Source organism: Vibrio nigripulchritudo ATCC 27043, from assembly GCF_000222685.1.
GTDB lineage: Bacteria > Pseudomonadota > Gammaproteobacteria > Enterobacterales > Vibrionaceae > Vibrio > Vibrio nigripulchritudo.
The window spans coordinates 42,996-66,226 of the sequence record NZ_AFWJ01000101.1 but is presented as its reverse complement, the minus strand read 5'-3'; the positions used below and the strand labels follow the sequence as shown (position 1 = coordinate 66,226).

The 23,231-nt window shown below is 44.8% G+C and carries 20 protein-coding genes; 5 read left to right on the top strand and 15 right to left on the bottom strand.

Translation table 11 applies throughout. The features are described from left to right. Positions 1 to 90: 90 nt before the first annotated feature. The 3 genes from RH89_RS10160 to zipA form a co-directional block, all read right to left on the bottom strand. Complete coding sequence (locus tag RH89_RS10160; protein ID WP_004401591.1) at positions 91 to 1,128, bottom strand: porin; 1,038 nt, start codon at positions 1,126 to 1,128, stop codon at positions 91 to 93. Between the two features lie 740 nt (positions 1,129 to 1,868). Continuing rightward, complete coding sequence (gene ligA, locus RH89_RS10155; RefSeq protein WP_004401590.1) at positions 1,869 to 3,884, bottom strand: NAD-dependent DNA ligase LigA; 2,016 nt, start codon at positions 3,882 to 3,884, stop codon at positions 1,869 to 1,871. 139 nt (positions 3,885 to 4,023) lie between these two features. Beyond that, positions 4,024 to 4,929 (bottom strand): cell division protein ZipA, encoded by a 906-nt coding sequence (zipA, locus tag RH89_RS10150; protein WP_004401589.1) that lies wholly within the window; start codon positions 4,927 to 4,929, stop codon positions 4,024 to 4,026. 270 nt (positions 4,930 to 5,199) lie between these two features. On the opposite strand from zipA, the gene cysZ reads away from it, so the two are divergent. The 5 genes from cysZ to crr all read left to right on the top strand — a co-directional run bounded on the left by cysZ (position 5,200) and on the right by crr (position 10,110). Then, complete coding sequence (cysZ, locus tag RH89_RS10145) at positions 5,200 to 5,943, top strand: sulfate transporter CysZ (protein WP_004401588.1); 744 nt, start codon at positions 5,200 to 5,202, stop codon at positions 5,941 to 5,943. Between the two features lie 225 nt (positions 5,944 to 6,168). After that, positions 6,169 to 7,137 (top strand): cysteine synthase A, encoded by a 969-nt coding sequence (gene cysK, locus RH89_RS10140; RefSeq protein ID WP_004401587.1) that lies wholly within the window; start codon positions 6,169 to 6,171, stop codon positions 7,135 to 7,137. 300 nt (positions 7,138 to 7,437) lie between these two features. Then, positions 7,438 to 7,695, top strand: coding sequence for an HPr family phosphocarrier protein (locus RH89_RS10135; RefSeq protein WP_004401586.1), 258 nt, complete (start codon positions 7,438 to 7,440; stop codon positions 7,693 to 7,695). 137 nt (positions 7,696 to 7,832) lie between these two features. After that, entirely contained in the window at positions 7,833 to 9,560 is a 1,728-nt protein-coding gene (gene ptsI, locus RH89_RS10130) for a phosphoenolpyruvate-protein phosphotransferase PtsI (protein WP_004401578.1), read from the top strand. A 40-nt stretch (positions 9,561 to 9,600) separates the two neighbouring features. After that, the gene (gene crr, locus RH89_RS10125) at positions 9,601 to 10,110 is read left to right on the top strand and encodes a PTS glucose transporter subunit IIA (protein WP_004401577.1); all 510 of its coding nucleotides are present in this window, start codon (positions 9,601 to 9,603) and stop codon (positions 10,108 to 10,110) included. A gap of 550 nt (positions 10,111 to 10,660) precedes the next feature. On the opposite strand, the gene RH89_RS10120 is transcribed toward crr, so the two are convergent. From RH89_RS10120 to flgB, 12 genes are all read right to left on the bottom strand, one after another. Then, entirely contained in the window at positions 10,661 to 11,806 is a 1,146-nt protein-coding gene (locus RH89_RS10120) for a flagellin (RefSeq protein ID WP_004401576.1), read from the bottom strand. Positions 11,807 to 12,224: 418 nt separating this feature from the next. Continuing rightward, positions 12,225 to 13,418 carry a flagellar hook-associated protein FlgL gene (gene flgL / locus RH89_RS10115; RefSeq protein WP_004401575.1) on the bottom strand — a complete coding sequence of 398 codons (1,194 nt, stop codon included), beginning with the start codon at positions 13,416 to 13,418 and terminating at the stop codon, positions 12,225 to 12,227. 14 nt (positions 13,419 to 13,432) lie between these two features. Beyond that, the gene (gene flgK, locus RH89_RS10110) at positions 13,433 to 15,313 is read right to left on the bottom strand and encodes a flagellar hook-associated protein FlgK (RefSeq protein WP_004401574.1); all 1,881 of its coding nucleotides are present in this window, start codon (positions 15,311 to 15,313) and stop codon (positions 13,433 to 13,435) included. Between the two features lie 144 nt (positions 15,314 to 15,457). Next, on the bottom strand, positions 15,458 to 16,369 hold the full coding sequence (flgJ, locus tag RH89_RS10105; protein WP_004401573.1) for a flagellar assembly peptidoglycan hydrolase FlgJ: 912 nt from the start codon (positions 16,367 to 16,369) through the stop codon (positions 15,458 to 15,460). Positions 16,370 to 16,379: 10 nt separating this feature from the next. Continuing rightward, complete coding sequence (locus tag RH89_RS10100) at positions 16,380 to 17,456, bottom strand: flagellar basal body P-ring protein FlgI (RefSeq protein ID WP_375342721.1); 1,077 nt, start codon at positions 17,454 to 17,456, stop codon at positions 16,380 to 16,382. Positions 17,457 to 17,502: 46 nt separating this feature from the next. Then, complete coding sequence (gene flgH / locus RH89_RS10095) at positions 17,503 to 18,279, bottom strand: flagellar basal body L-ring protein FlgH (RefSeq protein ID WP_004401567.1); 777 nt, start codon at positions 18,277 to 18,279, stop codon at positions 17,503 to 17,505. Positions 18,280 to 18,292: 13 nt separating this feature from the next. Continuing rightward, complete coding sequence (gene flgG, locus RH89_RS10090) at positions 18,293 to 19,081, bottom strand: flagellar basal-body rod protein FlgG (RefSeq protein ID WP_004401565.1); 789 nt, start codon at positions 19,079 to 19,081, stop codon at positions 18,293 to 18,295. Between the two features lie 21 nt (positions 19,082 to 19,102). Continuing rightward, positions 19,103 to 19,852, bottom strand: coding sequence for a flagellar basal body rod protein FlgF (locus RH89_RS10085; protein ID WP_004401562.1), 750 nt, complete (start codon positions 19,850 to 19,852; stop codon positions 19,103 to 19,105). A gap of 183 nt (positions 19,853 to 20,035) precedes the next feature. After that, on the bottom strand, positions 20,036 to 21,340 hold the full coding sequence (gene flgE / locus RH89_RS10080; RefSeq protein WP_004401560.1) for a flagellar hook protein FlgE: 1,305 nt from the start codon (positions 21,338 to 21,340) through the stop codon (positions 20,036 to 20,038). 28 nt (positions 21,341 to 21,368) lie between these two features. Beyond that, positions 21,369 to 22,076 (bottom strand): flagellar hook assembly protein FlgD, encoded by a 708-nt coding sequence (locus RH89_RS10075; RefSeq protein WP_004401559.1) that lies wholly within the window; start codon positions 22,074 to 22,076, stop codon positions 21,369 to 21,371. Between the two features lie 18 nt (positions 22,077 to 22,094). Further along, on the bottom strand, positions 22,095 to 22,511 hold the full coding sequence (gene flgC, locus RH89_RS10070; protein WP_004401558.1) for a flagellar basal body rod protein FlgC: 417 nt from the start codon (positions 22,509 to 22,511) through the stop codon (positions 22,095 to 22,097). A gap of 4 nt (positions 22,512 to 22,515) precedes the next feature. Then, positions 22,516 to 22,911 carry a flagellar basal body rod protein FlgB gene (gene flgB, locus RH89_RS10065; RefSeq protein ID WP_004401557.1) on the bottom strand — a complete coding sequence of 132 codons (396 nt, stop codon included), beginning with the start codon at positions 22,909 to 22,911 and terminating at the stop codon, positions 22,516 to 22,518. Between the last annotated feature and the right edge of the window lie 320 nt (positions 22,912 to 23,231).

The window sequence follows — 23,231 nt, the reverse complement described above, 5'->3', positions numbered from 1 at the left end:
TCTTCAACTTTTATTTTCACCAAAAACTTGGCAAAAAAAGCCGACGTGTCATGCACGTCGGCAAATTGAAAAAGGCAGTGTAACTGGGTCTTAGAAGTAGTATTCCATACCTAGACGCCAGCCTAAGTCGCTGTTGCTTTCGCCTGCAACTTTATCTGTATGATGAACTAGACGAGCGTATACCACTGCATTTGAGTCAATGCTGTACATAGCCTGACCAGTTATAGTTTGGTCTTTATCTTTGATAGAATCACCATCAACTTTTGCATCTGTAGAAGCTGCAAAGTTTAGGTTGAATGTCCAGTGCTCAACACCAGTGTAGTATGCACCAAACTTGTACGCGCTTTGTGTACCCTTGTCGTAGCCAGCAGCACCAGTCTTACCACCTGTTGGCTTAACTTCACCAGTTAGGTATGCAGCGTGAACACCGAAACCTTCAAGGTCAACGTTGATACCAGCAATCATTGCATTCGCATCACCACGGTTTTTCGCTTTATCAACAGCTTCACGGTCAGTATTGTTTTCGTAAGCCAGTTTTGCAGTGAATACGCCTGTTGCGAATTGACCACTTGCTGAGTAAACATTTGAACCAGCAGTAGCTTCATCACCACGACCCGCACCAAGAGCAAAGCTGAAGCCACCTAGGTTTGCAGAATCGTAACGAACCATGTTTGATTGACGATCGTAGTTAGTGTTACCTGTGTTACCTACGTTGAAACCGCCACCAGAGCTTTGACCTGTGTATCCATCAACAACTTCAAATAGTGGAGTAAGAACACGACCGAAGCGAACTTTACCAGAGTCACCAAAGTCGAAGCCGCCGTATGTATCACGTACACCTAGACCGCTGTTTTTACCGTCATCTTCAACGTTACCGCCTTCCAATTGCCAGATGATTGTTGGACCACGTTCCCAGTCTGCAGAACCACGAACACCGATACGTGATTCGTTGTCCATTACGATTGGCTTGTCTGCGCCATCAGTTGTTTGAGCGTTTTGCGCTACAGAGATAGCGATTTGACCGTACAGATCAACTGTTTCAGTTGCTGGTTTAGCCAGTGCAGAGCCAGATAGTGCAATTGAAGCCACTGCTGCACCCAGAAGAGTGCGCTTAAAGATCTTTTCCATGGAAAACTCCTAAAATGGATATAGCTGTTTTGTCCGCTATCCACCTCAATTTGGCCGCTAAGGTAGAAAGCATCTTTCCTGTGTGTGATATTCAAAAACTAATGAGTTCACACTTTTTATTCCTGCATACACAGTGTGTATCCACATGACAAAGACTATCTTCGCGAAGAAAAACATCAACGAGAACTTATTTTTTAACTAAAAAAATATGAAGGAGAGCAAAGTTTTCTCAACTTAATGATATGAATCACAGTTATTAATTTTGAGCTAAAAAATAAAGATAGAGACGTTAAAAATCAATAAGTTAAGAAGATCTGCAATTGTGAAACAGTGAAGTGACTCGGAAATGATAAATATCAATAGCTTTAAAAATCAAATTTGGAATATTGATCACTGACAATTGATATCTTTATTTTTGACAAGAATTATTCTGAAAACCTTTACCTAGTTGGAGTTAAAACCTTTTAATCAAACTCTGTGTATATAGCGTGCAACATATTTTTATAGACAAATAATATGGTAATTAGTTGCACTTCTTTCGATTTTTTTATGAATTATTATAAAAAGACCTTGGTGTTAAAAAGAAACTTCCTAAAAATCATTCCATGAAAAAATAACACCAAGATAAAACATAACCATTTAAAATAATTAAGATAAATTGATGAAACATTCTTCGTTTCAAAGTGCAATAAAAAAGCGAGCTATCAAGCTCGCTTTTAAACAAAGTAACTTTAAATAAATTACAAACCTAATATCTCTATTAGAGCCTCTTCATCTTTGACTTCGACTCCGAGATCCTGGGCTTTAGTTAACTTAGAACCTGCCGCTTCGCCAGCGAATAGGATATCCGTTTTCTTAGACACACTTCCTGTCACCTTTGCTCCCAATTCTTGCAGCATAGCTTTAGCTTCATTTCGATTTAGCTTGGAGAAACTGCCAGTAATGACAACGGTTTTTCCTTCTAGTAGCTGAGGCTTATCACTCGATTGTTGTGTGATATCTTCCCAATGGACACCAAATTCCCGAAGTTTTGCAACAACCTCAAGGTTACTCTCTGCCTCGAAGAAACGTTTGATGTGGTTTGCGACGACTTCACCAACATCATTAACTTCAATTAACTGCTCTTTGCTTGCTTCTTGGATGGCTTCCAGTGTTTTAAAGTGGTTTGCTAAGTTTGCTGCTGTTGCTTCACCAACTTCTCGAATTCCAAGAGAGTATAGAAATCTAGGAAGCGTTGTCTGTTTTGATTTGTTTAGCGCATCAACCACATTCTGTGCAGATTTAGGACCCATTCTATCCAAAACGGTAATGACTCCAGCCGAAAGTTTGAAAAGATCTGCTGGGGTTTCCACCATTTCACGGTCTACTAGCTGTTCTATGACTTTTTCGCCTAGACCATCTACATCGAGCGCTTTTCGGGACACAAAATGCTTGAGTGCTTCTTTACGCTGAGCCTGACAAATTAGCCCTCCCGTACATCGGGTAACAGCTTCACCTTCCAAGCGCTCTACGTCTGATTCGCAGACTGGGCAAGCCGTTGGGTATACAATCTCACCAGCATTTTCTGGACGTCTCTCCAGAATCACCCCTGTCACTTGAGGAATCACATCCCCAGCACGTCGAATAATGACGCTGTCACCAATTTTTACACCTAGTCGTTCGATTTCATCGGCATTGTGAAGAGAAGCATTGCTGACAGTAACGCCACCAACAAATACTGGTTCAAGTTTAGCAACAGGCGTGATGGCTCCGGTACGACCAACCTGGAATTCTACGTCGTTCAGAACGGTAATTTCTTCTTGCGCTGGGAACTTGTATGCAATCGCCCAACGCGGCGCTCTCGCGACGAAGCCAAGCTGTTCCTGAATAGCGATGTCATCAATTTTTATGACTACACCGTCTATTTCATACGGCAGGCTATCTCGCTTTTCAAGTATGTCCTTGTAGTACTCAAAGACGTCTTTTAGTCCTTGGACCTGTTTCGTCTCTGGGCACATAGGCAAGCCCCAAGACTTCAATTGCAGAAATCGCTCGTAGTGACTATTAGACAGTTCGCCACCTTCTACAACGCCCACGCTGTACGCATAAAAGCTCAGTGGTCTTGTAGCCGTGATTTTTGAATCCAGCTGACGTAGGCTTCCCGCTGCTGCATTTCGCGGGTTTACAAAAGGCTTCAGACCTTTCTTAAGCGCTTCTTCATTCATCTTGTCGAAGCCCGCCTTAGGCATAAAGACCTCACCACGCACCTCAATGCGAGTTGGCCAGCCTTCTCCCTGCAGAATCAGAGGAATAGCGTTTATCGTCCTAACATTCTCGGTAATGTTTTCGCCAGTGGCACCATCTCCGCGGGTTGCCGCCTGAACTAACACACCGTTTTCATAAAGAAGGCTAACTGCAAGCCCATCAAGTTTAGGTTCACAACTGAACGTTTGAATATCTGTTCCTGTCGCTCTATCTGTTGCTCGGCGATAGAACCCTTCTATTTCTTCATCGTTGAATGCATTATCCAGAGAGAGCATGGGAATCTCATGAGCGACTGACGTAAAGCTATCAAGTGCAGGTCCTCCAACGCGCTGGCTTGGGGAGTCGACTGTAACCCAATCAGGGTTTTGCTCTTCAATTTCCAAAAGCTGACGCATTAACCTGTCGTATTCAGCATCCGGAATCACTGGGCTGTCTTCGACGTAGTATTTTACGGCGTGATGATGGAGGGTCTGCTTCAACTCAGCGTATTGCTGCTCAATGTTCTTACTCATAACGTGCTCTATCGTGCTTAGAAAAAAGGGCTCGAAGCGAGCCCTAATCATTTTATTCAATATACTCAAGTTGCCTCAAGATGCTAGGTTCAGCGAGAGCCTATCTTGAGGTAGCTTGAGTATATTGTATTTGCTTGTATTAACCAGCGTTGAAGTCGCGGATCTGTTGTCGGTACGCATCAAGCCTGTCTGGCGTCATAAGGTTGCGTTGATCATCCAGCACATTTCCACCTAAGTCATCGGCAATCTGCTGCGCGGTTTTCAACATCAATTTGAAATTCTGGTCTGCTTCGCCAAAGCATGGCAACGTCATGAAGAAGGAAATACCCTGAGTTGTAAAGGTGTCCGGATCATCATGCTGAAGTGTTCCTGGTTGCATCATATTGGCCACACTGAACAGTACTTTACCTGTCCCAGACAAATCCGCATGGCGATGGAAGATGTCCATTTCACCGTACAGCAAGCCGTTTTGCTTCATGCTATCAAACAAAGAAGTGCCCACAAACGGATCATCGCCAGCACAGTGAACATTTAGGACTAACACTTCCATTTCTTTTTCAGCTTCAGGCTCTGGCTCAGTGATAACAGGATCTTCAATGCGCTCTTCGTTTTCGAAGTCGGTAGTTTGATTTACTGCGATTTGTTCTGTCTCTTGAGGCTCTGCAACAAATGCTTCTGGTTCCAGAACATTTTCAACAGGTTCATTTTCTTTTGACTTGATTGACTCATCATCTATCGATGAAAAGGAAGGTAGCGATTCTTCACTGTCTACCAATGGATCGTAAGCAGGTACTTCTTTTTCAGTATTGTCAGCAAACTCAGGTTCTTTTCGGGTTTTGCGGATAATTTCGAAATCGTCTTCAGGAGCAAACGCGCGAGTAGCGGTGTAATCTTGTTCTTCTTCCTCAGAGCTTTCCAGCTTACGGTGAGGTTTGTTACCAAATTTGGCTTTTCCTTCTTTTTTACTGGTCCACAACCCGTGGAATAGCAAAGCGGCAATAGCAAGTAAGCCTACGATGATAAGTACTAGTCGCAATTCCTGCATTTTTTACTCTCTGTTCACTGCATCGCTGAAAAAACATTCAAGTGGCAGTCTATTTATCGTATATGTGTGTTACTTTACCAAAAGTCTCTGAGAAATTTGAATAAATATATGGAGACGTCGTTGAACATCGCGTGACCTTCTGCACGCTTTTTCTTTAATTTTACCTTTAAGAGATGAAACGCCTTTCGATTCAGGAAGCGTTCATATCTTGGGTATACTGTTATGTCTACGTTAGAATCGCGAATAGAGCAATCTAGGAAGAACATTTTTATGACAACACACCACCGCAGTGGCATAGGATACTTTTTTCATGGCATTGAGCTGGCATTTCAGCCCGGCATCAGACGATTTGTTATCCTGCCATTACTCGTCAATATTCTGCTGATTGGCGGAGCCATCTATTTTCTTTTCTCTAATCTCAATCAATGGATAGACGCATGGCTTGGCTACCTACCTGATATGCTGTCATGGCTTTCTTATCTTCTTTGGCCCTTAGTAGCACTCGCTATACTGGCTACGTTTACTTATCTGTTCAGCACCATAGCCAATTTTGTGGCAGCCCCATTTAACGGGCTTCTGGCTGAGCAGCTCGAAGCCAAGCTCACAGGCAAAACGCTTAGCGATCAGTCTGTGATGTCTTTACTGAAAGATGTACCAAGAATTCTAGGTCGCGAATGGCGCAAGCTAATGTACTATCTTCCAAAAGCACTTGGGCTCTTTATTTTATTGCTGATTCCAGCACTGGGTCAGACAGTAGGTCCGATACTCTGGTTCCTGTTTTCAGCCTGGATGCTTGCCATTCAGTACTGCGACTACCCTTTTGACAATCACAAAGTCACATTTCAGGACATGAGAAATGATTTGAAACAAAATCAGTCCACCTCTTATGGGTTTGGGTTTATGGTTTCGTTGTTTACCATGATCCCAATATTGAATTTGTTTGTGATGCCCGTGGCCGTGTGTGGTGCAACCGCCATGTGGGTGGACAAATATCGATTACAATATGTGAGATAAGGATTAGGCGAGTCATTACTCATGTAAGACTCGCCTTTTTTGTACAACACTGGTTGCGTATCACAATAGAAAAACCACTCAGTTCACACTATTAAAGCTCTTCATTACACCCTATAAGTTATAACCATTTATTCTTTTTCGGTTGTTTATTAGCACTTTATGCTTAATCAGTAATAACACAGAGTGCATTGTGCACCCTCTACCGTGTAATGAAGGAACATCAACATGAGCAAAATCTACGAAGATAACTCGCAAGCTATTGGTAACACTCCACTTGTTCGTCTGAACCGCGTAAGTAAAGGTAACGTACTGGCTAAAGTAGAAGCACGTAACCCTAGCTTCAGCGTTAAATGTCGTATCGGTGCGAACATGATCTGGGAAGCCGAGAAAGCAGGTACACTTAAGCCAGGCGTTGAGCTTGTTGAACCAACAAGTGGTAACACTGGTGTTGCACTTGCATTCGTAGCCGCAGCTCGTGGTTACAAGCTGACTCTTACTATGCCTGAGTCAATGAGCCTTGAGCGTCGTAAACTTCTTAAAGCTCTGGGTGCAAACCTAGAATTGACTGAAGCAGCAAAAGGCATGAAAGGTGCTATCGCTAAAGCAGAAGAGATTGTTGCAAGCAACCCAGAAAAATACCTGCTTCTACAACAATTCAACAACCCAGCTAACCCAGCGATCCACGAGAAAACGACGGGTCCTGAAATTTGGGATGCGACAGACGGTGAAGTTGACGTGTTCGTTTCAGGTGTAGGTACAGGTGGTACGCTAACAGGTACAAGCCGCTACATTAAAGGCGAAAAAGGCAAAGCAATCACAACCGTTGCTGTTGAGCCAACAGAATCGCCTGTTATCGCTCAAGCTCTGGCAGGTGAAGAAATTCAACCGTCTCCACACAAGATTCAGGGTATCGGTGCAGGTTTCATCCCTGGTAACCTTGATTTAGAACTTATTGACCGCGTTGAGTCTGTTTCCTCTGAAGATGCGATCGAAATGGCTCGTCGTCTGATGGAAGAAGAAGGTATCCTGGCCGGTATCTCATCTGGTGCTGCAGTAGTTGCTGCAAACCGCATTGCGGAACTGCCTGAATTTGCTGGTAAAACAATTGTAACGGTTCTACCAAGCTCTGGTGAACGTTACCTAAGTACAGCACTATTTGCAGGTCTGTTTACTGAGAAAGAAAACCAGCAATAAACACGTAATAAAACTGTGTTGAAATCAATTTTTAGTCTAAAAAAGCCCCATATAGGGGCTTTTTTGTTGATCCCTGCCTCACCTTTGGTAATATCACCTCAGTTTTATTTTTCGCTTCAAAATAAAAAGCGCATTAGTAAAGAATCACTCTGATTTTGCAGCAGTCAAGAACTGCGAGCAGAATGAGTTGAAAACACTGACATCGGGTCAGCGTTTCATTAACTTTGGACTAGCACTGTTAATGATAGATTGTACGCTGCCGACTACAGACACAAAAATAAATCAATTGGGGTATATCACATGTATCAGAAGCAAGTAGAAATCACTGCAGAAAACGGTCTACACACTCGTCCAGCTGCTCAGTTTGTTAAAGAAGCTAAAGGCTTTGACGCTGACATCACAGTGACTTCTAACGGTAAAAGTGCAAGTGCTAAGAGCTTGTTCAAGCTACAAACTCTAGGCCTAGTTAAAGGTACAGTTGTTACTATCTCTGCAGAAGGCCCACAGGCTCAAGCAGCAGTTGACCACCTAGTTGCTCTTATGGACCAACTTCACTAATTAGAACGCTCTTCTCAAAGCCATTTTGCAAACGCAAAATGGCTTTGTTTAAATAAGACGTCTTTAAGCTACAACTACTCGTTAGCATTTTTAGTCAAACACTTTCCGTTTATTGTTGACCATATTAAGGTAAGGCTATGATTTCAGGCATCCTAGCATCTCCTGGTATTGCTTTTGGTAAAGCACTACTCCTTCAAGAAGATGAAATTGTCCTAAACACAAACACTATCTCCGACGATCAAGTAGAAGCTGAAGTTCAGCGCTTCTTTGATGCACGTAACAAATCTTCGGCTCAGCTTGAAACCATCAAGCAAAAAGCACTTGAAACGTTCGGTGAAGAGAAAGAAGCGATCTTTGAAGGTCACATCATGCTTCTTGAAGACGAAGAGCTAGAAGAAGAAATTTTAGCACTGATCAAAAACGATAAGCTTTCTGCAGATAACGCTATCCACACTGTGATTGAAGAGCAGGCGACTGCACTTGAGTCTTTGGATGACGAATACCTAAAAGAGCGTGCAACAGACATCCGTGACATCGGTTCTCGTTTCGTTAAAAACGCACTTGGCATCAACATCGTTTCTCTAAGCGACATTGATGAAGAAGTTATCTTGGTTGCTTACGACCTTACACCATCTGAAACAGCGCAAATCAACCTGGACTACGTTCTGGGCTTTGCTTGTGATATCGGTGGTCGTACTTCGCACACTTCTATTATGGCACGTTCTCTTGAACTTCCTGCGATCGTTGGTACTAACGACATCACTAAGCAAGTGAAGAACGGCGACATGCTTATCCTGGATGCGATGAACAACAAAATCATCGTTAACCCAACAGACGCAGAAATGTCTGAAGCACAATCTATCCGTGACGCTTTCATCGCAGAAAAAGAAGAGCTGGCTAAACTGAAAGATCTTCCTGCTACAACACTTGACGACCATAACGTCGAAGTATGTGGCAACATCGGTACAGTAAAAGACTGTGACGGCATCATCCGCAACGGCGGTGAAGGTGTTGGTCTGTACCGCACAGAATTCCTATTCATGGATCGCGATGCACTTCCTACTGAAGAAGAGCAGTACCAAGCTTACAAAGAAGTAGCGGAAGCGATGCATGGTGAGCCAGTGATTATCCGTACTATGGATATCGGTGGTGACAAAGATCTTCCTTACATGGATCTGCCAAAAGAAATGAACCCATTCCTGGGTTGGCGTGCCGTACGTATTAGCTTGGATCGTCGTGAAATTCTACGTGACCAGCTACGTGGTATCCTACGTGCATCTGCACACGGTAAGCTTCGCATCATGTTCCCAATGATCATTTCTGTTGAAGAAATTCGCGAACTAAAAGCAGCTATCGAAGAGTACAAAGCGGAACTACGCAATGAAGGTCATGCTTTCGACGAAAACGTCGAAATCGGTGTTATGGTTGAAACACCTGCGGCAGCGGCAATTGCTCATCACTTAGCGAAAGAAGTATCATTCTTTAGTATTGGTACTAACGACTTAACTCAGTATACTCTAGCAGTTGACCGTGGTAACGAGTTAATCTCTCACCTATACAATCCACTTTCACCTGCTGTTCTGACAGTTATCAAGCAAGTGATCGATGCTTCTCACGCTGAAGGTAAGTGGACTGGTATGTGTGGTGAGCTTGCTGGTGACGAGCGTGCAACGCTTCTTCTACTAGGTATGGGTCTGGATGAGTTCAGCATGAGCGGAATCTCCATCCCTAAAGTGAAGAAAGTTATCCGTAACTCGAACTTTGCAGAAGTAAAAGCGATGGCGGAAGAAGCCCTTCAAATGCCAACAGCGGCTGAGATTGAAGCGCACGTAGAAAAATTTATCGCAGAAAAAACAAACTGCTAATATAATTCAACAGAATAAAATTAACGTTTAGGAGCATGACATGGGTCTGTTTGACAAACTGAAGAAGCTGGTTTCTGACGACAGTGCTGACGCTGGTGCAATTGAAATCATCGCACCTCTATCTGGCGAAATCGTAAACATCGAAGATGTGCCAGATGTAGTATTCGCTGAAAAAATCGTTGGTGACGGTATCGCTATCAAACCATCTGGTGACAAGATGGTCGCTCCAGTAAACGGTACTATCGGTAAAATCTTTGAAACTAACCACGCATTCTCTATCGAATCTGACGACGGCGTTGAGCTTTTCGTTCACTTCGGTATTGATACTGTTGAACTAAAAGGCGAAGGCTTCACTCGCATCGCTGAAGAAGGTCAAACAGTTAAAGCTGGTGACACTATCATCGAATTCGATCTAGCTCTTCTGGAAGAGAAAGCGAAATCAACTCTAACTCCAGTTGTTATTTCTAACATGGACGAAATCAAAGAGTTGAACAAGCTAACTGGCGCGGTATCTGTTGGTGAAACAACGGTTCTACGCGTAACTAAGTAATTTTTACTTAGAGCATTTAAAAAACGCTGCCCGATGGCAGCGTTTTTTGTTTCTATTTGCGGTCACTTCTGCCTATCTCAATCCTTATCATCACTTCCTCCCGTAATAGCCATCAGTGCTAACTGAGAAAACCCCAAACAAGATCAATTAACACCATTCAAGCGAACAGCACATTCACCTTCTATACCCATTCTTCGTAAAAACATTCAAACGTTAGATCATGTCGTACAACAAGCTTGGAGTCGGAAGGGGAACAAAACGTTTAGATTCAGGAAAAATCTTAGATTAAGGTATGTAGAAATATACTTTTCTTTAGGCAAGAAAAAAGCCCCTTTTCCTTTGAGAGAACTGGGGCTGTTACTAGTCAGAGTCATGCGGAGATCAGAGAAATGAAACATATCCCCGACTAGCCAGGTGCTTCCGATACAAACACTAAAACATTCCGCAGGTGAGAGATGAGAGAGCGTCCTGTTTTTTTGTACCTTCCGCGCTTGCTAACTAAGCGGCATCATACGCCAGTTCACGTCTGCCCTGGCGAAGATGTGCATTACTATTGAAGTAATTGCATCGCTGAGTTTGGCAACTGTTTCGCTTGAGCAAGTATTGAAGTACCTGCCTGCTGCAAAATCTGGTTTTTCGTAAGCTCTGTGGTTTCCACTGCCCAATCGGTATCTTTGATTCGGCTGTTGGAAGCATCCACATTCTCACGAACATTCGCTAAGTTATTGATACTGTGGCTGAGTCGGTTTTGTTTTGCACCTAAATCAGCACGTTGGCTATCAATGTACTTGAGCGCGGCATCCACAACGCTGATTGCGTTCTGAGAGCCTGCTACCGTTCTTAGATCAAGATCCTGAACCGTAGTTTGTACACCCGGACCACCCGTTAACCCGACTTCCCCGGCAAGTGTCCCAGAGATAGTAAGATCACCTTCCAAATGTGGTTCGGCTACGAAAACCTGCATCTGTCCATTTTCACTGACAGAAGCGTGAATCATGTCTGACTGACCATTGATGTAGGTCGCCAGCTCTTCGATGTCATCGCCAGCTTTGGCAATAATATCGACCACCTGTGGCTCACCGTTTTTCGTGGTGAACTCAAACTTGATGTCGAGTTTATCGGCTGGTACACCCCAGTCTTTAGACTTCGCATTTTCCGGTGGAGCGACAAAGGTGCGCCCACCCATCTGAACATCGTCGGCACGGATACTGGTTAATGCCATTACCATGGCTTCACCAGAGTTAGCACCAATCTGGAATGCCGCATCACCAAAGGAACCGTTAAGCAATCTACGTCCACCAAATGATGTGGTTTCAGCAATACGGTTAATCTCATCCTGAAGCGCTACCGCTTCTTCATTGATGGCTCTGCGATCCGCGTCAGTGTTGGCGCCGTTGGCAGACTGAATGGCCAGGTCACGCATACGTTGAAGAACGTTTGTTGCCTCGTTCATCGCACCTTCTGCCGTCTGAGCAATCGAAATACCATCGTTGGCGTTTCGCATTGCCACATCCAGACCACGAGACTGAGCGGTCAATCGGTTAGAGATTTGCAAACCCGCTGCATCATCTTTTGCACTGTTGATCTTGTGCCCTGACGATAGACGCTCCATCGATGTGTTTAAGTCATTAGTTGACTTATTTAGGTAACGTTGTGCCGTCATTGCGGAAACGTTAGTGCTCACTGTTACAGCCATAGTTTGCTCTCCTGTTGAGTTCGCTCTCTCTGCGAACCGGTCAGTTCAATCTTATTGGTTAAGCACTGACCGAAAGTTACTTGTAGAAGTCCAACTTATTAAATGGTGAACTTCTAACTGCACCTAAGTTGTTTCGTTACATTAATACATTCAACTTGTGTGCCAACTTTTCCAACATTTTTACCAAAGAACCAAACTTATCCTTAATTTAATGTTTTTAAAGAGATTATTATCTTTAAAAACTTTTTCTCGCTTCATTTCTTTATATTTCTATCATCAAAGAAACGACCAGCTCACTTTCTACCTACCCCTTTACCGCATAAAGTTTATTGAGCGGCAATGTTTTACCTTTCTCCTCTTGGGGGGCAAACCGGGCACTTAAGGCAAAGCACATAAGGCATAGGTTTGCAGACAAGAGTTAGATGTAATTGAACAGGGTTAAGTCTTTCACTTTTCCGAAAGCTTGTTGGGACGCTTTAAGCGCCAGGGAGTTTTCATTGAACTCGATTACCGCCTGAGCGTAATCCAGATCTTCGAAATTACTTTTTGACTTCGCCATCGAAAGCTTGAAGTCTTCGTGTTGGGATTCCTGAATATCTAACGTATTCAGTCTGGACCCCAAATCGGTGCGCACCGTATTAATGTGTACGAATGCCGCATGAAACTCTTCAGTAACCTGATGTAATTCAGCCGTACCATTTGAATCCGCTACTGAGCGTTCAGAATATTTCATCGCTTTCTGAAAGGTTTCAAAAATGCTGTAGCTTTTCTTAGGCTCAAATGTAATGGCATCACCCGGCGTGATTCTTCCTTTGAACTGAAGGTGTAAATCTTCAAACTTGATGCCTTCTTTTGGATCATAGTTATCCGATTTGACTACTGAACCATCTTTTTCCAACTGATAACCAAAGCTGCCGTCGCCCATATCAACAAAGGTTGCTCTATACTCAGACTGATCGTCGTAATTCAGATTAGTGGCTTTCTCGACCAAAAGTTCCGACGCCACCTGAAGTTCATATTGAGGATCATAATCACCAAGCGGGTTGTCTATTTCCATAAACACTTTATTGCCCGGATCACTGACAGGAATTTCTAGCCCATTGGCAATTTTCATGTTGCGATGATAGGTATCACCAAGGTAAGAAACGTCCCCGGCATAATCACGGAAAAACGGCTGTGACTTAGGTTTGGTACCCGCAAAAATATAGTTACCAGATTCATCCTGGCTGTTCACCAGATTCAGCATGTTCACAACCATCTCTTCAAGCTCACGAGATTTTGCCGCCCGATCTTCTGGTGACAACGCACCGTTAATCATTTCCATCACAGAACGCTTAGCTTCATCTGCGTATTGTTCTGCACTGGCAATCATGACTTCCTGATGCTCTAAACGGTTACGAATCAGTACAATGGAATCCATATATTGACGAAGTTCTTCTGTCTGCTGTTTGATCCCCTGCACATAGTGTGCAGCCAATGGATCGTCTGCCGCGGTCATCAGCTTCTTGCCTGAAGCTAGCTGAGCGTGGTTGTGATGAATTTTGTTTTCCTGGCGCTGAAGATCATTCTGCACGGTTTGATAGTTATGGAAACTGGCGATTCGATTCATCATTTACCCATCCTCCCCTATCTCAGTGCCAAAATGGTGTTGAAGGTGTCATTCGCGCTTTGCATGATTCGAGAAGATGCCATGTAAGCTTGCTGAAACTTCATCATGTTTGCCGCTTCTTCATCCAGGTTTACACCCGAGATCGAAGCGATACGTTCTTTTGCAGCTTCATTTTCTAACTTGGCAACATCGGCTAATCGAGTTGCCGTTGCCGTTCTCAAGCCAATTTCTGTATTTAGATCTTTATACACTTCCAGAACCGTGGAGTTGCCATCATTCATGACTTTTTCGGTCTGGATGTTCTGCATCTTAAGCAAGTTGCCGTTATCACCTTCAGACGGGACAAGGTTTGCCGCAAATTTGTCGTTCTCTTTTGCCCCTGCCGTCAGTTCAAAAACCGTTCCGTTCACGGTAACAGGACCAGATGGCGGGTAAGCCTGAGGCTGCATCACGACCTGACCTTTCATATCCAGAACGGCAAATTGATCTCCGGTAGGGGAAATCACTACCTGAAATTCACGTAGGCTACCGGCTTGAAGAATGTTGAACTTGGCAGTGCCGCGCGCCTCTGTGTAAGAACTCTCATAACTCTGAGCAGCCAGTTGAGCAGCATCTTTCATCTCGACCTTCATCAAGGCTGCTGCACTTTCAGTGGGTCGAATAAGAAAACGTTCACCGTCTTTAGGTGGAGTCTGAATGGAAATTCTCATTCCATCTAAAATGAAATTGTTGGAAAAGTCGCTGCCAGACACTGTGATGACGTCGCCGTTTGGCTTAACAATTCGGTAATCCGAACCGTCGTACTTCACTTCGTATTCGCCGCTGCTGAGTTGCGAAATGTCTTCAATGTACACGCTGACTTCTGCTGTGGATTCCGACATTTGGATCACACGAGATTTTGCCATGTCTTTTGAGTTCACATCGGTAAACAGACTAGTACCAATATCGCCACGAAGGTCCAAACCCTGTGACTGCAGCTTATTCACTTGGTAAGACATGGCTGTAGCCAGTCTTCCTAACTCATCCATAACGTAAGGAATGGATTCGTCACGCGCTTTGAGGTACGACGCTAACTTGCCGTCTAAACCTGCATGTTTGATGGCTTTGATGCCTTTACCTTCAACCATACCAATCCGAAGCTGTTGAGCATCCGGCTGTCCCGGTAGAAGTGTCAGTTCACTGGCTTCCGTACCAGAGACGATAGTGTGACCGTTCCCGATATGGACGTTAAATCCTTCGTTGTTTTTTCTCGGTGTCACTGTGACTTTGGTGTACTGCGCAAGCTCTTTGATCAAACGCTCGTGTTCATCACGAAAGTCGTTATGTGGTCCTGGTGTACGCATCATCAGACGGTGTACATCACGAATCTCTTTTGCTAATGAGTTGATTCGTTCTACCGCCTGTTCCAGCTTTTTATTGATGTTTTCTTTTTCCAATCGCACCACAGAGTGAAAGTGATTCATGTTCTGAGCCACAATCTGGGATTTTTCGAGCAACACTTTTCGCGCCCCCATGTCATTTGGGGAATCGGAAAGTGTCTTGAGAGAATCAAACCATTCGTTGATGTTTTCGGGGATTTTCTTAGACGCCACAGAAGACAACATGGTAGTGATTTGATCCAGATTTTCTTCGGTATCGAGCTTGTTCGAAAAGTTAGTCGTCGTCAGGTTTAACTCATTAACGGCAAATTGGTCCCATGAGCGGCGAACATTTTCCACATGGACACCCATGCCAAATGTTTGCCCCCCATATTGCCGGGGGTCATTGGTTGCCTGCAGAACAGACTGGCGGTTGTAACCCTCGGTATTAGCATTAGAAATGTTATGACCGGTGGTAGTCAGTTGCCGCTGAGCTGTTAAGACACTTTGTCTACCTACGTTGAGTAGATCGGATGCCATGTTGCCCCCAAAAAAGAGTTACTTACGATTGGTTTACACCATTACTGATATAAAAATTGCAATATCTATGCCACAGTTTTAAATCAGGGGAATTTTAGAGAAGGGAGAAGAAAAAGACCGCATAACGTCATGCGGTCTTTTATATTAGTTGGAAATGAGTTCGTCGACTTGCGCTTTCACTTTCAGCACTTTGTCTGCGTAATCAGGATCCGTTGCGTATCCTGCTTTATGGATACCATGGATAAAGGCTTTAGAGTCACCTTGATGTTGAAGCGCTGTCTCGTATCTTGGGTTTTCATTCAAGAAACGTACATAGTCGTTAAAGCTGTCCTGATAATTGGAGTAAGAACGGAAAGACGCTTTCTCTTTGACTGGCACACCATCATAAACTTCCAGAGTCTGGGTAGCGACCTTACCGCCATCCCATCGTTTATCCGCTTTGATATTAAACAGGTTATTACTGGAACCCAGAGAGTTCTTAACCACTTTTTGTCCCCAACCTGTTTCAAGCGCTGCTTGTGCAATAATCACAGAAGCATCAACACCAAGTGCCCTTGCCGCTCTTTCAGCATAAGGTTTTAGCTTATCAACGAACTGCTGAGGATTATCGAATTTAGATTCACCAGCGCCACGGCTGGCAGAAGCTTCATGCACTCGACTCTGGTCGGCAGGCAATCTTAGTGAAGTATCTAACGCTGCGTTTCTCATCGCGATCTCAGACTGGCTTTCACCTGCACCAGCCGACAACTGGGCAACGATCATATCTGCCAACCCCAATGACCCAGAATCACTCAGCTCACTTGCCATCTGTTCATCCAGCATTTGGCGGTAAAAGTCCTGATTCTGGCTTTTCATCAGATCAGACTCAAAAGCAGTATTCGCGTCACGCATCGATTTAAACAGCATGGTGGTGAAAATCGATTCAAACTGCTTTGCTGCAGTTCTGAGTGCCGCTTGCTTTTCTTCTTCCGTTCCCGCTTCTACTGCTCCCTGACGAAGCTTGTCCAAAGAGGAAATGTCATGAATAAAACCAATGTCATTAGGATTCTTAACCATCATAAACTCCCTAGATGATAATCAGCTGACCTTCAATGGCGCCCGCTTGTTTAAGCGCTTGTAAAATCGCCATTAAATCTGAAGGAGCTGCACCTACTTCGTTCACTGCGCGCACGAGATCATCCAATGTTAATCCCGGCTCAAACTTGAACATTTTTCCTGACTGTTCCGATACCTCAATGTCTGTGTCTGGAACAACCGCGGTATTTCCACCACCTAACGCATTTGGCTGGCTGACGTTCAGGTTTTCTTTGATCGCCACCGTCATGCCACCATGAGTCACCGCAGCAGGTTTTAGACGAACATGTTTACCCACCACGATGGTGCCTGTGCGCGAATTAACAATGATTTTGGCAGAGCCGTCAGCGGGGTTGAACTCAATGTTCTCTAATGCAGATAGGAAAGCTACTCGCTGGCTGACTTCTCGTGGAGCACGTACTTTCACAGAGGTCGCATCAATTGCCTGAGCCATTTGAGGACCTAAGAAGTTGTTGACTGCGTCCGCCATGCGTTGTGCAGTTGTGAAATCTGACTCCAGAAGGTTAAAGGTGATGTAATCACCACGACCAAAAGGATTCGGGATTTCACGTTCCACTGTCGCGCCACTTGAAATGATACCTACTGTAGGGTTGTTACCGACAATTTTAGAACCGTCAGCCCCCGTTGCACTGAATCCACTCACCACTAGGTTACCTTGTGCCACTGCGTAGACTTCACCATCCAGACCTTTCAGGAAAGTTTGCAGTAATGTACCGCCGCGAAGGCTTTTCGCACTACCAATGGAAGACACGGTAATATCGACCTGCTGACCTTGCTTAGAGAAAGCGGGTAGCTCTGCCGTCACAATTACGGCGGCGACGTTTTTGGTCTTTGGTTTGGTGCCCGGTGGTAATTGGATGCCGAAGTTTTGAAGCATGGCATTGAAGCTTTGGTCAGTAAATGGCGTGGACTCCCCCGTGCCTGGTAAACCCGTTACCAGACCGTAGCCAACCAATTGGTTACTACGAACCCCTGCAACTTTCGCTACATCCTTAATTCGTGCCGCTTGCGCTGAACTCACTGTCAACATCATCAAACCGGCGACCATTACTGCCCATCTCTTCAACATGTCAAAACTCCGACAATTCTCTCACTTACAGAGCTACATTAAAGAATCGTGCCAAGAATCCAGGCTCTTGCATATCTTGTTGATTTCCGGTGCCAGAATACTGAATTCGTGCATTAGAAATTCTTGTAGACTCGATAGTGTTGTCAAAAGAAATGTCATCCGGACGAATTGTGCCGCTTAGGCGGATATATTCATCCCCTGTATTCAACGTCAGCCATTTTTCACCACGGATAATCAGATTCCCATTGGCTAGCACCTCAATCACTTCAACGGTAATTGAACCACTGATGCTGTTTGACTGGTTTGCCGATGCATTCCCTTTGAATTTGTTCTCGTTACTTAACTCATAAGAAAAGTTGTAATCTTGAATCGTCAGTTCTTGTCCGCCAACACTCAAAGGATCCATGGATGCGTCGTTAGACTTGCTTAAATCTGCGTCGGCACTTTTTGCCGCTTTGGTGTTTTCCGACAGCATGACGGTCACGATGTCACCAATTCCGTGTGGCTTGCTGTCATCATAAAGATTCTGTGCAAAGTGCGTATTAAATAGTGACCCCGTTGCCGTGGCGTAGTGCGCTGGTTTTTCTTTAGGGTGAATCGGCGCCCAGGCCGGGTCACCTGCGACTGGATCGGTTCGACCACGAAGTGTGTCTACGATTCCATTGCCGCCTTCGTTAGACTTGTCGCCTTCAATGGCGTCAACCACTGTAGTACCGGCATTAGGATCCGTCGTTTCAGGCGGCTGTAGCGAAGAACAACCCGCCATCACTAAAGTCATAAATACAAATAGTATACGCATCATGGTCAAGCCCTCATTACAACTGCTGATTCACGAAGCTCATCATCTTATCTACTGATGAGATCACTTTTGAGTTCATCTCGTAGACGCGCTGCGCTTCAATCATGTTCACCAGCTCTTCTGTCACGTTAACGTTGGACGTTTCCAACATAGACTGACGAATGGAGCCTAAGCCTTCCAGACCGGGAACCCCTTCCTGTGGGTCGCCACTGGCCCCCGTTGGTAGGTACATGTTCTGACCGATTGGTTCCAGACCACCTGGGTTGATGAAGTCAACAGTGGTAATTTGCCCCAGAACCTGATTATTTTGCTGACCACGAACTCGGACAGACACTTCACCATCGTTACCAACCGAAATAGAGATCGCGTTATCAGGAATGACAATTTCAGGCTCTAATCGGTAGCCAGAGCCAGACGTGACAATTGCACCTTCGCCATCCAGCGTAAACTGACCGTTGCGGCTGTAGCCAATGTTGCCGTCAGGCAGCAGTACCTGGAAGAAGCCATCGCCTTCAATCATCAAATCGAGTGCGTTACTGGTGGTTTGCGCATTACCATTAGTGTGGACTTTTTGCGTCGCGACCACTTTGGAACCTGCGCCAAGCATCAGACCAGAAGGCAGTTCTGTGTTTTGCGAAGACTGACCACCAGGCTGGTTAATGTTTTGATAGAAAAGATCTTCAAATACCGCTCGACTCTTCTTATAACCAACCGTTGAGGCGTTCGCCAAGTTGTTCGAGATGGTTGAGATATTCGTTTGCTGAGCATCTAAACCCGTTTTACTTACCCATAATGCTGGATGCATAACTCAATCCTCACTTAAATGCTAGCTAGAACGAAGAAGAGATTCGGACGCTTTGTCCATATCTTCTGCGGTACTCATCAATTTGACCTGCATTTCAAACTGGCGCTGAAGGTCAATCAAACTGGTCATTTCACCGACGGCATTCACGTTACTGCCTTCCACCGCGCCCGTCATAATCTTGATGTTGGCGTCAGCTTCGTATTCGTTGTTGTCATTCTTTCCGCGGAAAAGACCATTGGTATCTTTGTACAAAGAACGGTTATCGGTTGCCGTTAACTTAATTCGGTCAACCACTTCGATGGCATCGGCAGGAGCACCCTGCGGGATAACCGAAATAGTGCCATCACGACCGATTTCGACTTTGCTGATAGGAATTGGCAAGGTTATTGGTGCACCGGTTTCACCTAACACTAGGTGACCAGAGCTGTTGGTAAGCAGACCGGTTTGATCGATATGCAGGTTACCGTTTCGGGTTAACCCTTCCTTACCTGTTTTGTCCATAACCGCAATCCAACCATTGCCTTCTATGGTCACATCCAGATCACGGCCTGTAGTAATCACGCTGCCCTGAGCAAAGCTTTGCCCCGGACGCTCAGTCATGCTGAATACGCGAGATGGCAAACCATCGCCATATGCCTGCATAGAGCGAGCCTGCGCAAGATCAGCACGGAAACCTGTTGTGCTAACGTTGGCCAGGTTGTTGGCTCTTAGCTGCATTGCCTGCATGTTTTGTTTTGCCCCGCTCATCGCGAGAAACAGTGAACGATCCATGGTGTGCTCCCATAAAAGTCTATGAAAGCTAAAAAGCAATTAGCATGCCAAAAATATAAGCAATTGATATATAAGGAAATTAATGAATTTCTTGGAGAGAGTTTGAGCGATAAGATCAGACAAGATCTTGCTAGAGGAACAAGCATTGCCGCACAAAGCGGCAATGACAGATGATTGAAGATACTATCGGATTTGCAGGATGTTCTGTTGCAGACCGTTGTGTACTTCTAGAGAACGGGAGTTCGCCTGGAAGTTACGCTGTGCAGAAATCAAGTCCACCAGCTCCTGAGTCATATCAATGTTCGATTGCTCTAGCGTACCGCTCGATACCGAACCGAATGAACCTTTGTTAGATTCACCCCAGATCTTGTCACCAGAAAGCTGAGTTGAGTTCCACTGAGTACCGCCTTTCTTATCCAGACCTTGCTCATTCGGTACACGTACAAGCGCAACACGCCCTAACGTTACCGCTTCACCGTTTGAATAAGTGCCCATGATACTGCCGTACTCATCAAAATCTAACTTAGTAAGGAAGCCCGTTGTAGCACCGTCTTCGTTGAATTTAGTCAATTCAAACGGGGCGGCAAACTGAGTGGCTCCTAACTGGTTGATCTCAATCTGTTGGTTGACGTCTGCACCATTTAGTTCAATAGGAACCGCACCAGTACCAAGAGGTTCAGTTACGATTTTCTGACCGTTGTTAATACTCGACAACGTACCATCGTTATTAAAGCGAATGGTATGCCCGACATGCCCGTTAGGTGCTGTCACGTCTCCTCCAGTTACATTCACTGGCTTTTCACCAGCTTTGTCAGTCACTGTGTAGTAAGAGTGCCAAGTATTCGGTTGACTCGAATCTTTCAAGTAGTACGTTGTCATCTTGTAAGACTGACCCATTGAGTCATAAATGGTCGAAGATGTTGAACGGTTATAAGTGGTCGGGTCCGTGGTATCAAACAAAGCCGGATCTTTTAATTCACCGTTTGCTGGCACGTTCACACCCAGTTCAACATTTTCTGTTGGTTTTGGTCTGCCGAATTCTGCTGGAATGTTTATAGGCGAAGGCTCATAGGACGCGACTTCCCCTGTATCAGGGTTCACCTGATAACCAAGTAGGTATTCTTCATTCGAAGTTACCATGTAGTTATCTTTGTTTAGGTGAAACGCACCATTACGAGTTAACTCGTTTGATAGTGGCTCCAGACGTTCTTTTGCTACTGCAAAGAAACCCGTACCTGAGATACGCAAATCCATCGGGTTATTGGTATAAATACTTGAACCTTCATGGAACTGTTGCGCCACTTTGTGAGCCTGTGCACCATTACCAGTCGCGGTTTTCGCGTTGGTAAAGATTGAGTTCGAGTAAACATCGCCGAACTCGGCACGCGACTCTTTAAAGCCAAATGAGTTGGCGTTCGCAATGTTGTTACTGGTTGTATTCAAGTCCAGTTGAGCAGCGGATAACCCGCTAAGAGCAATATAAGACATTCCAAATTCTCCTATCTAGCTAGCGCTTTTACGCTTTTCCAACTTCTAGTACTTCAGCTAGTCGAACTGGCGATTCAAAGCCAGCCAGATTGAGCAGTACATTCCCATCACCTTTGCCCAGGAGCACGCTGTTCACGTTAGCGTAAGTAGATACTTCAAACTCACGCGTTTCTCCATCCAGCAAACCACCCGCTTTCACGGCGTATTTGCCACCCGGCAATGGGTTACCGTTTTCATCTAATCCGTCCCACTCCACCTTGGCATCACCAGCAGGTTTTGCGCCTACGTCAAGGGTGCGAACAAGTTGACCTTGTGCGTTCTCAATGCGGACAAACAAGTTATCCAGCGCTTGAGGGACCTTGACCATGGCAGACATGCCAGCGTTGTCAGGTTTCATGCCTGCGGCACCTGGTACCAGAACATCACGACCAACCAAAGACGAAGCTTGAAGCGCTTGGTTAGACGTCATTGAAGAGTTAAGACTTTCAAATTGATTGTTCATTTTCCCGATGCCGTCGACGGTCGCAAATGAAGCCATTTGCGCAATCATCTGGTCATTGCTGACCGGCTTAAAAGGATCCTGTTGAGCTAACTGCTTGGTCAGCAACGAGAGAAAATCTTCTTGTTTAAGATCATTTTGCCCCGTTGTTTTCTCAGGCTTGTTCTGCTCTTGCAGGGTTTTAAGCTGATCAACATAGGACAAGCCGCTCTGACCAACATTGTTGATTCCGGCCATTACGTTACCTCCTTATCCCTATTGACCCATCTGCAGCGTACGCAGCAGCATTTGTTTGCTTGCATCTGCTACTTGCACATTCGTTTGGTATGCACGAGAAGCAGAAATCATGTTCGCCATTTCTTCCATCACATTAACGTTTGATTTGAAGATATAACCTTCATCATTCGCCATTGGATGTTCTGGGTTGTACTCCGCATCGAGTGGTTTATCACTCTCGATGATACCCATTACTTTCACTGGAACATTGTGGTCGCGATTATACTTAGCCTTGCTTAACTCCGCCCCAAACACAGCGTGGCGAGCTTTGTAAGTTTCTTCCGCAGAGCTACTTACACTGTTCGCGTTTGCCAGGTTGCTAGAGGTGGTATTTAGACGAACCGACTCAGCGCTCATGGCAGACCCAGTCACATTGAATACATTAAATAAGCTCATCTACTTACTCCCCTTTTAAGGCTTTAGTTAGGTTCTTAAACTTACTGCCTAAGAAATCCAGCGAAGCTTGATGGCGGATTTGGTTTTGCATAAACAGGTTACGCTCCAAATCGACATCAACAGTATTACCGTCACCCGTGTCCGGCTGTGTTGGTAATCGGTATAAAGTGTCCCCAGCAATATTGGTAGTGGCATTAATATGCCGATCGTCCGTACGAGAAAGACCAAAGCTTGCCCCCGACTTTGCCGCTTTAAGCGCCTTGTCGAAATCCATGCCCTTCGCTTTAAAACCCGGGGTATTCGCTTGTGCAATGTTAGTGGAAATCACTTCAGCATTGCGCTCACGTAGCCCGACCGTGTGTTGGTGGATACCCAAAGCTTTATCAAACGAAATAGTCATATCTTGCCTCTACCAAAAGAACTGACTTACCTGTGAATCAATTTGCAATCTGCATGCCAAGTTTTTTCTGGAAGCCTAAAGAAAATAAAATCACAGCTGTAATACAAGCAAATATTAAGCCAAAGGATGTGCAAACAGTGGATATACACTACGTATTTCTTTGGAAGATCCCGTCTGATCTTGCGATCTCAGGGTTCAAAATATTTGGAATGTCATTAGTGAGTGTATACCTATCGCCAGATTTAGTCAGCTATGGCGAGTTGAAGAAGAGATGTGGCAATAAAAAGCCCGGCAAAAATTGCCGGGCTAGATAAAGCATA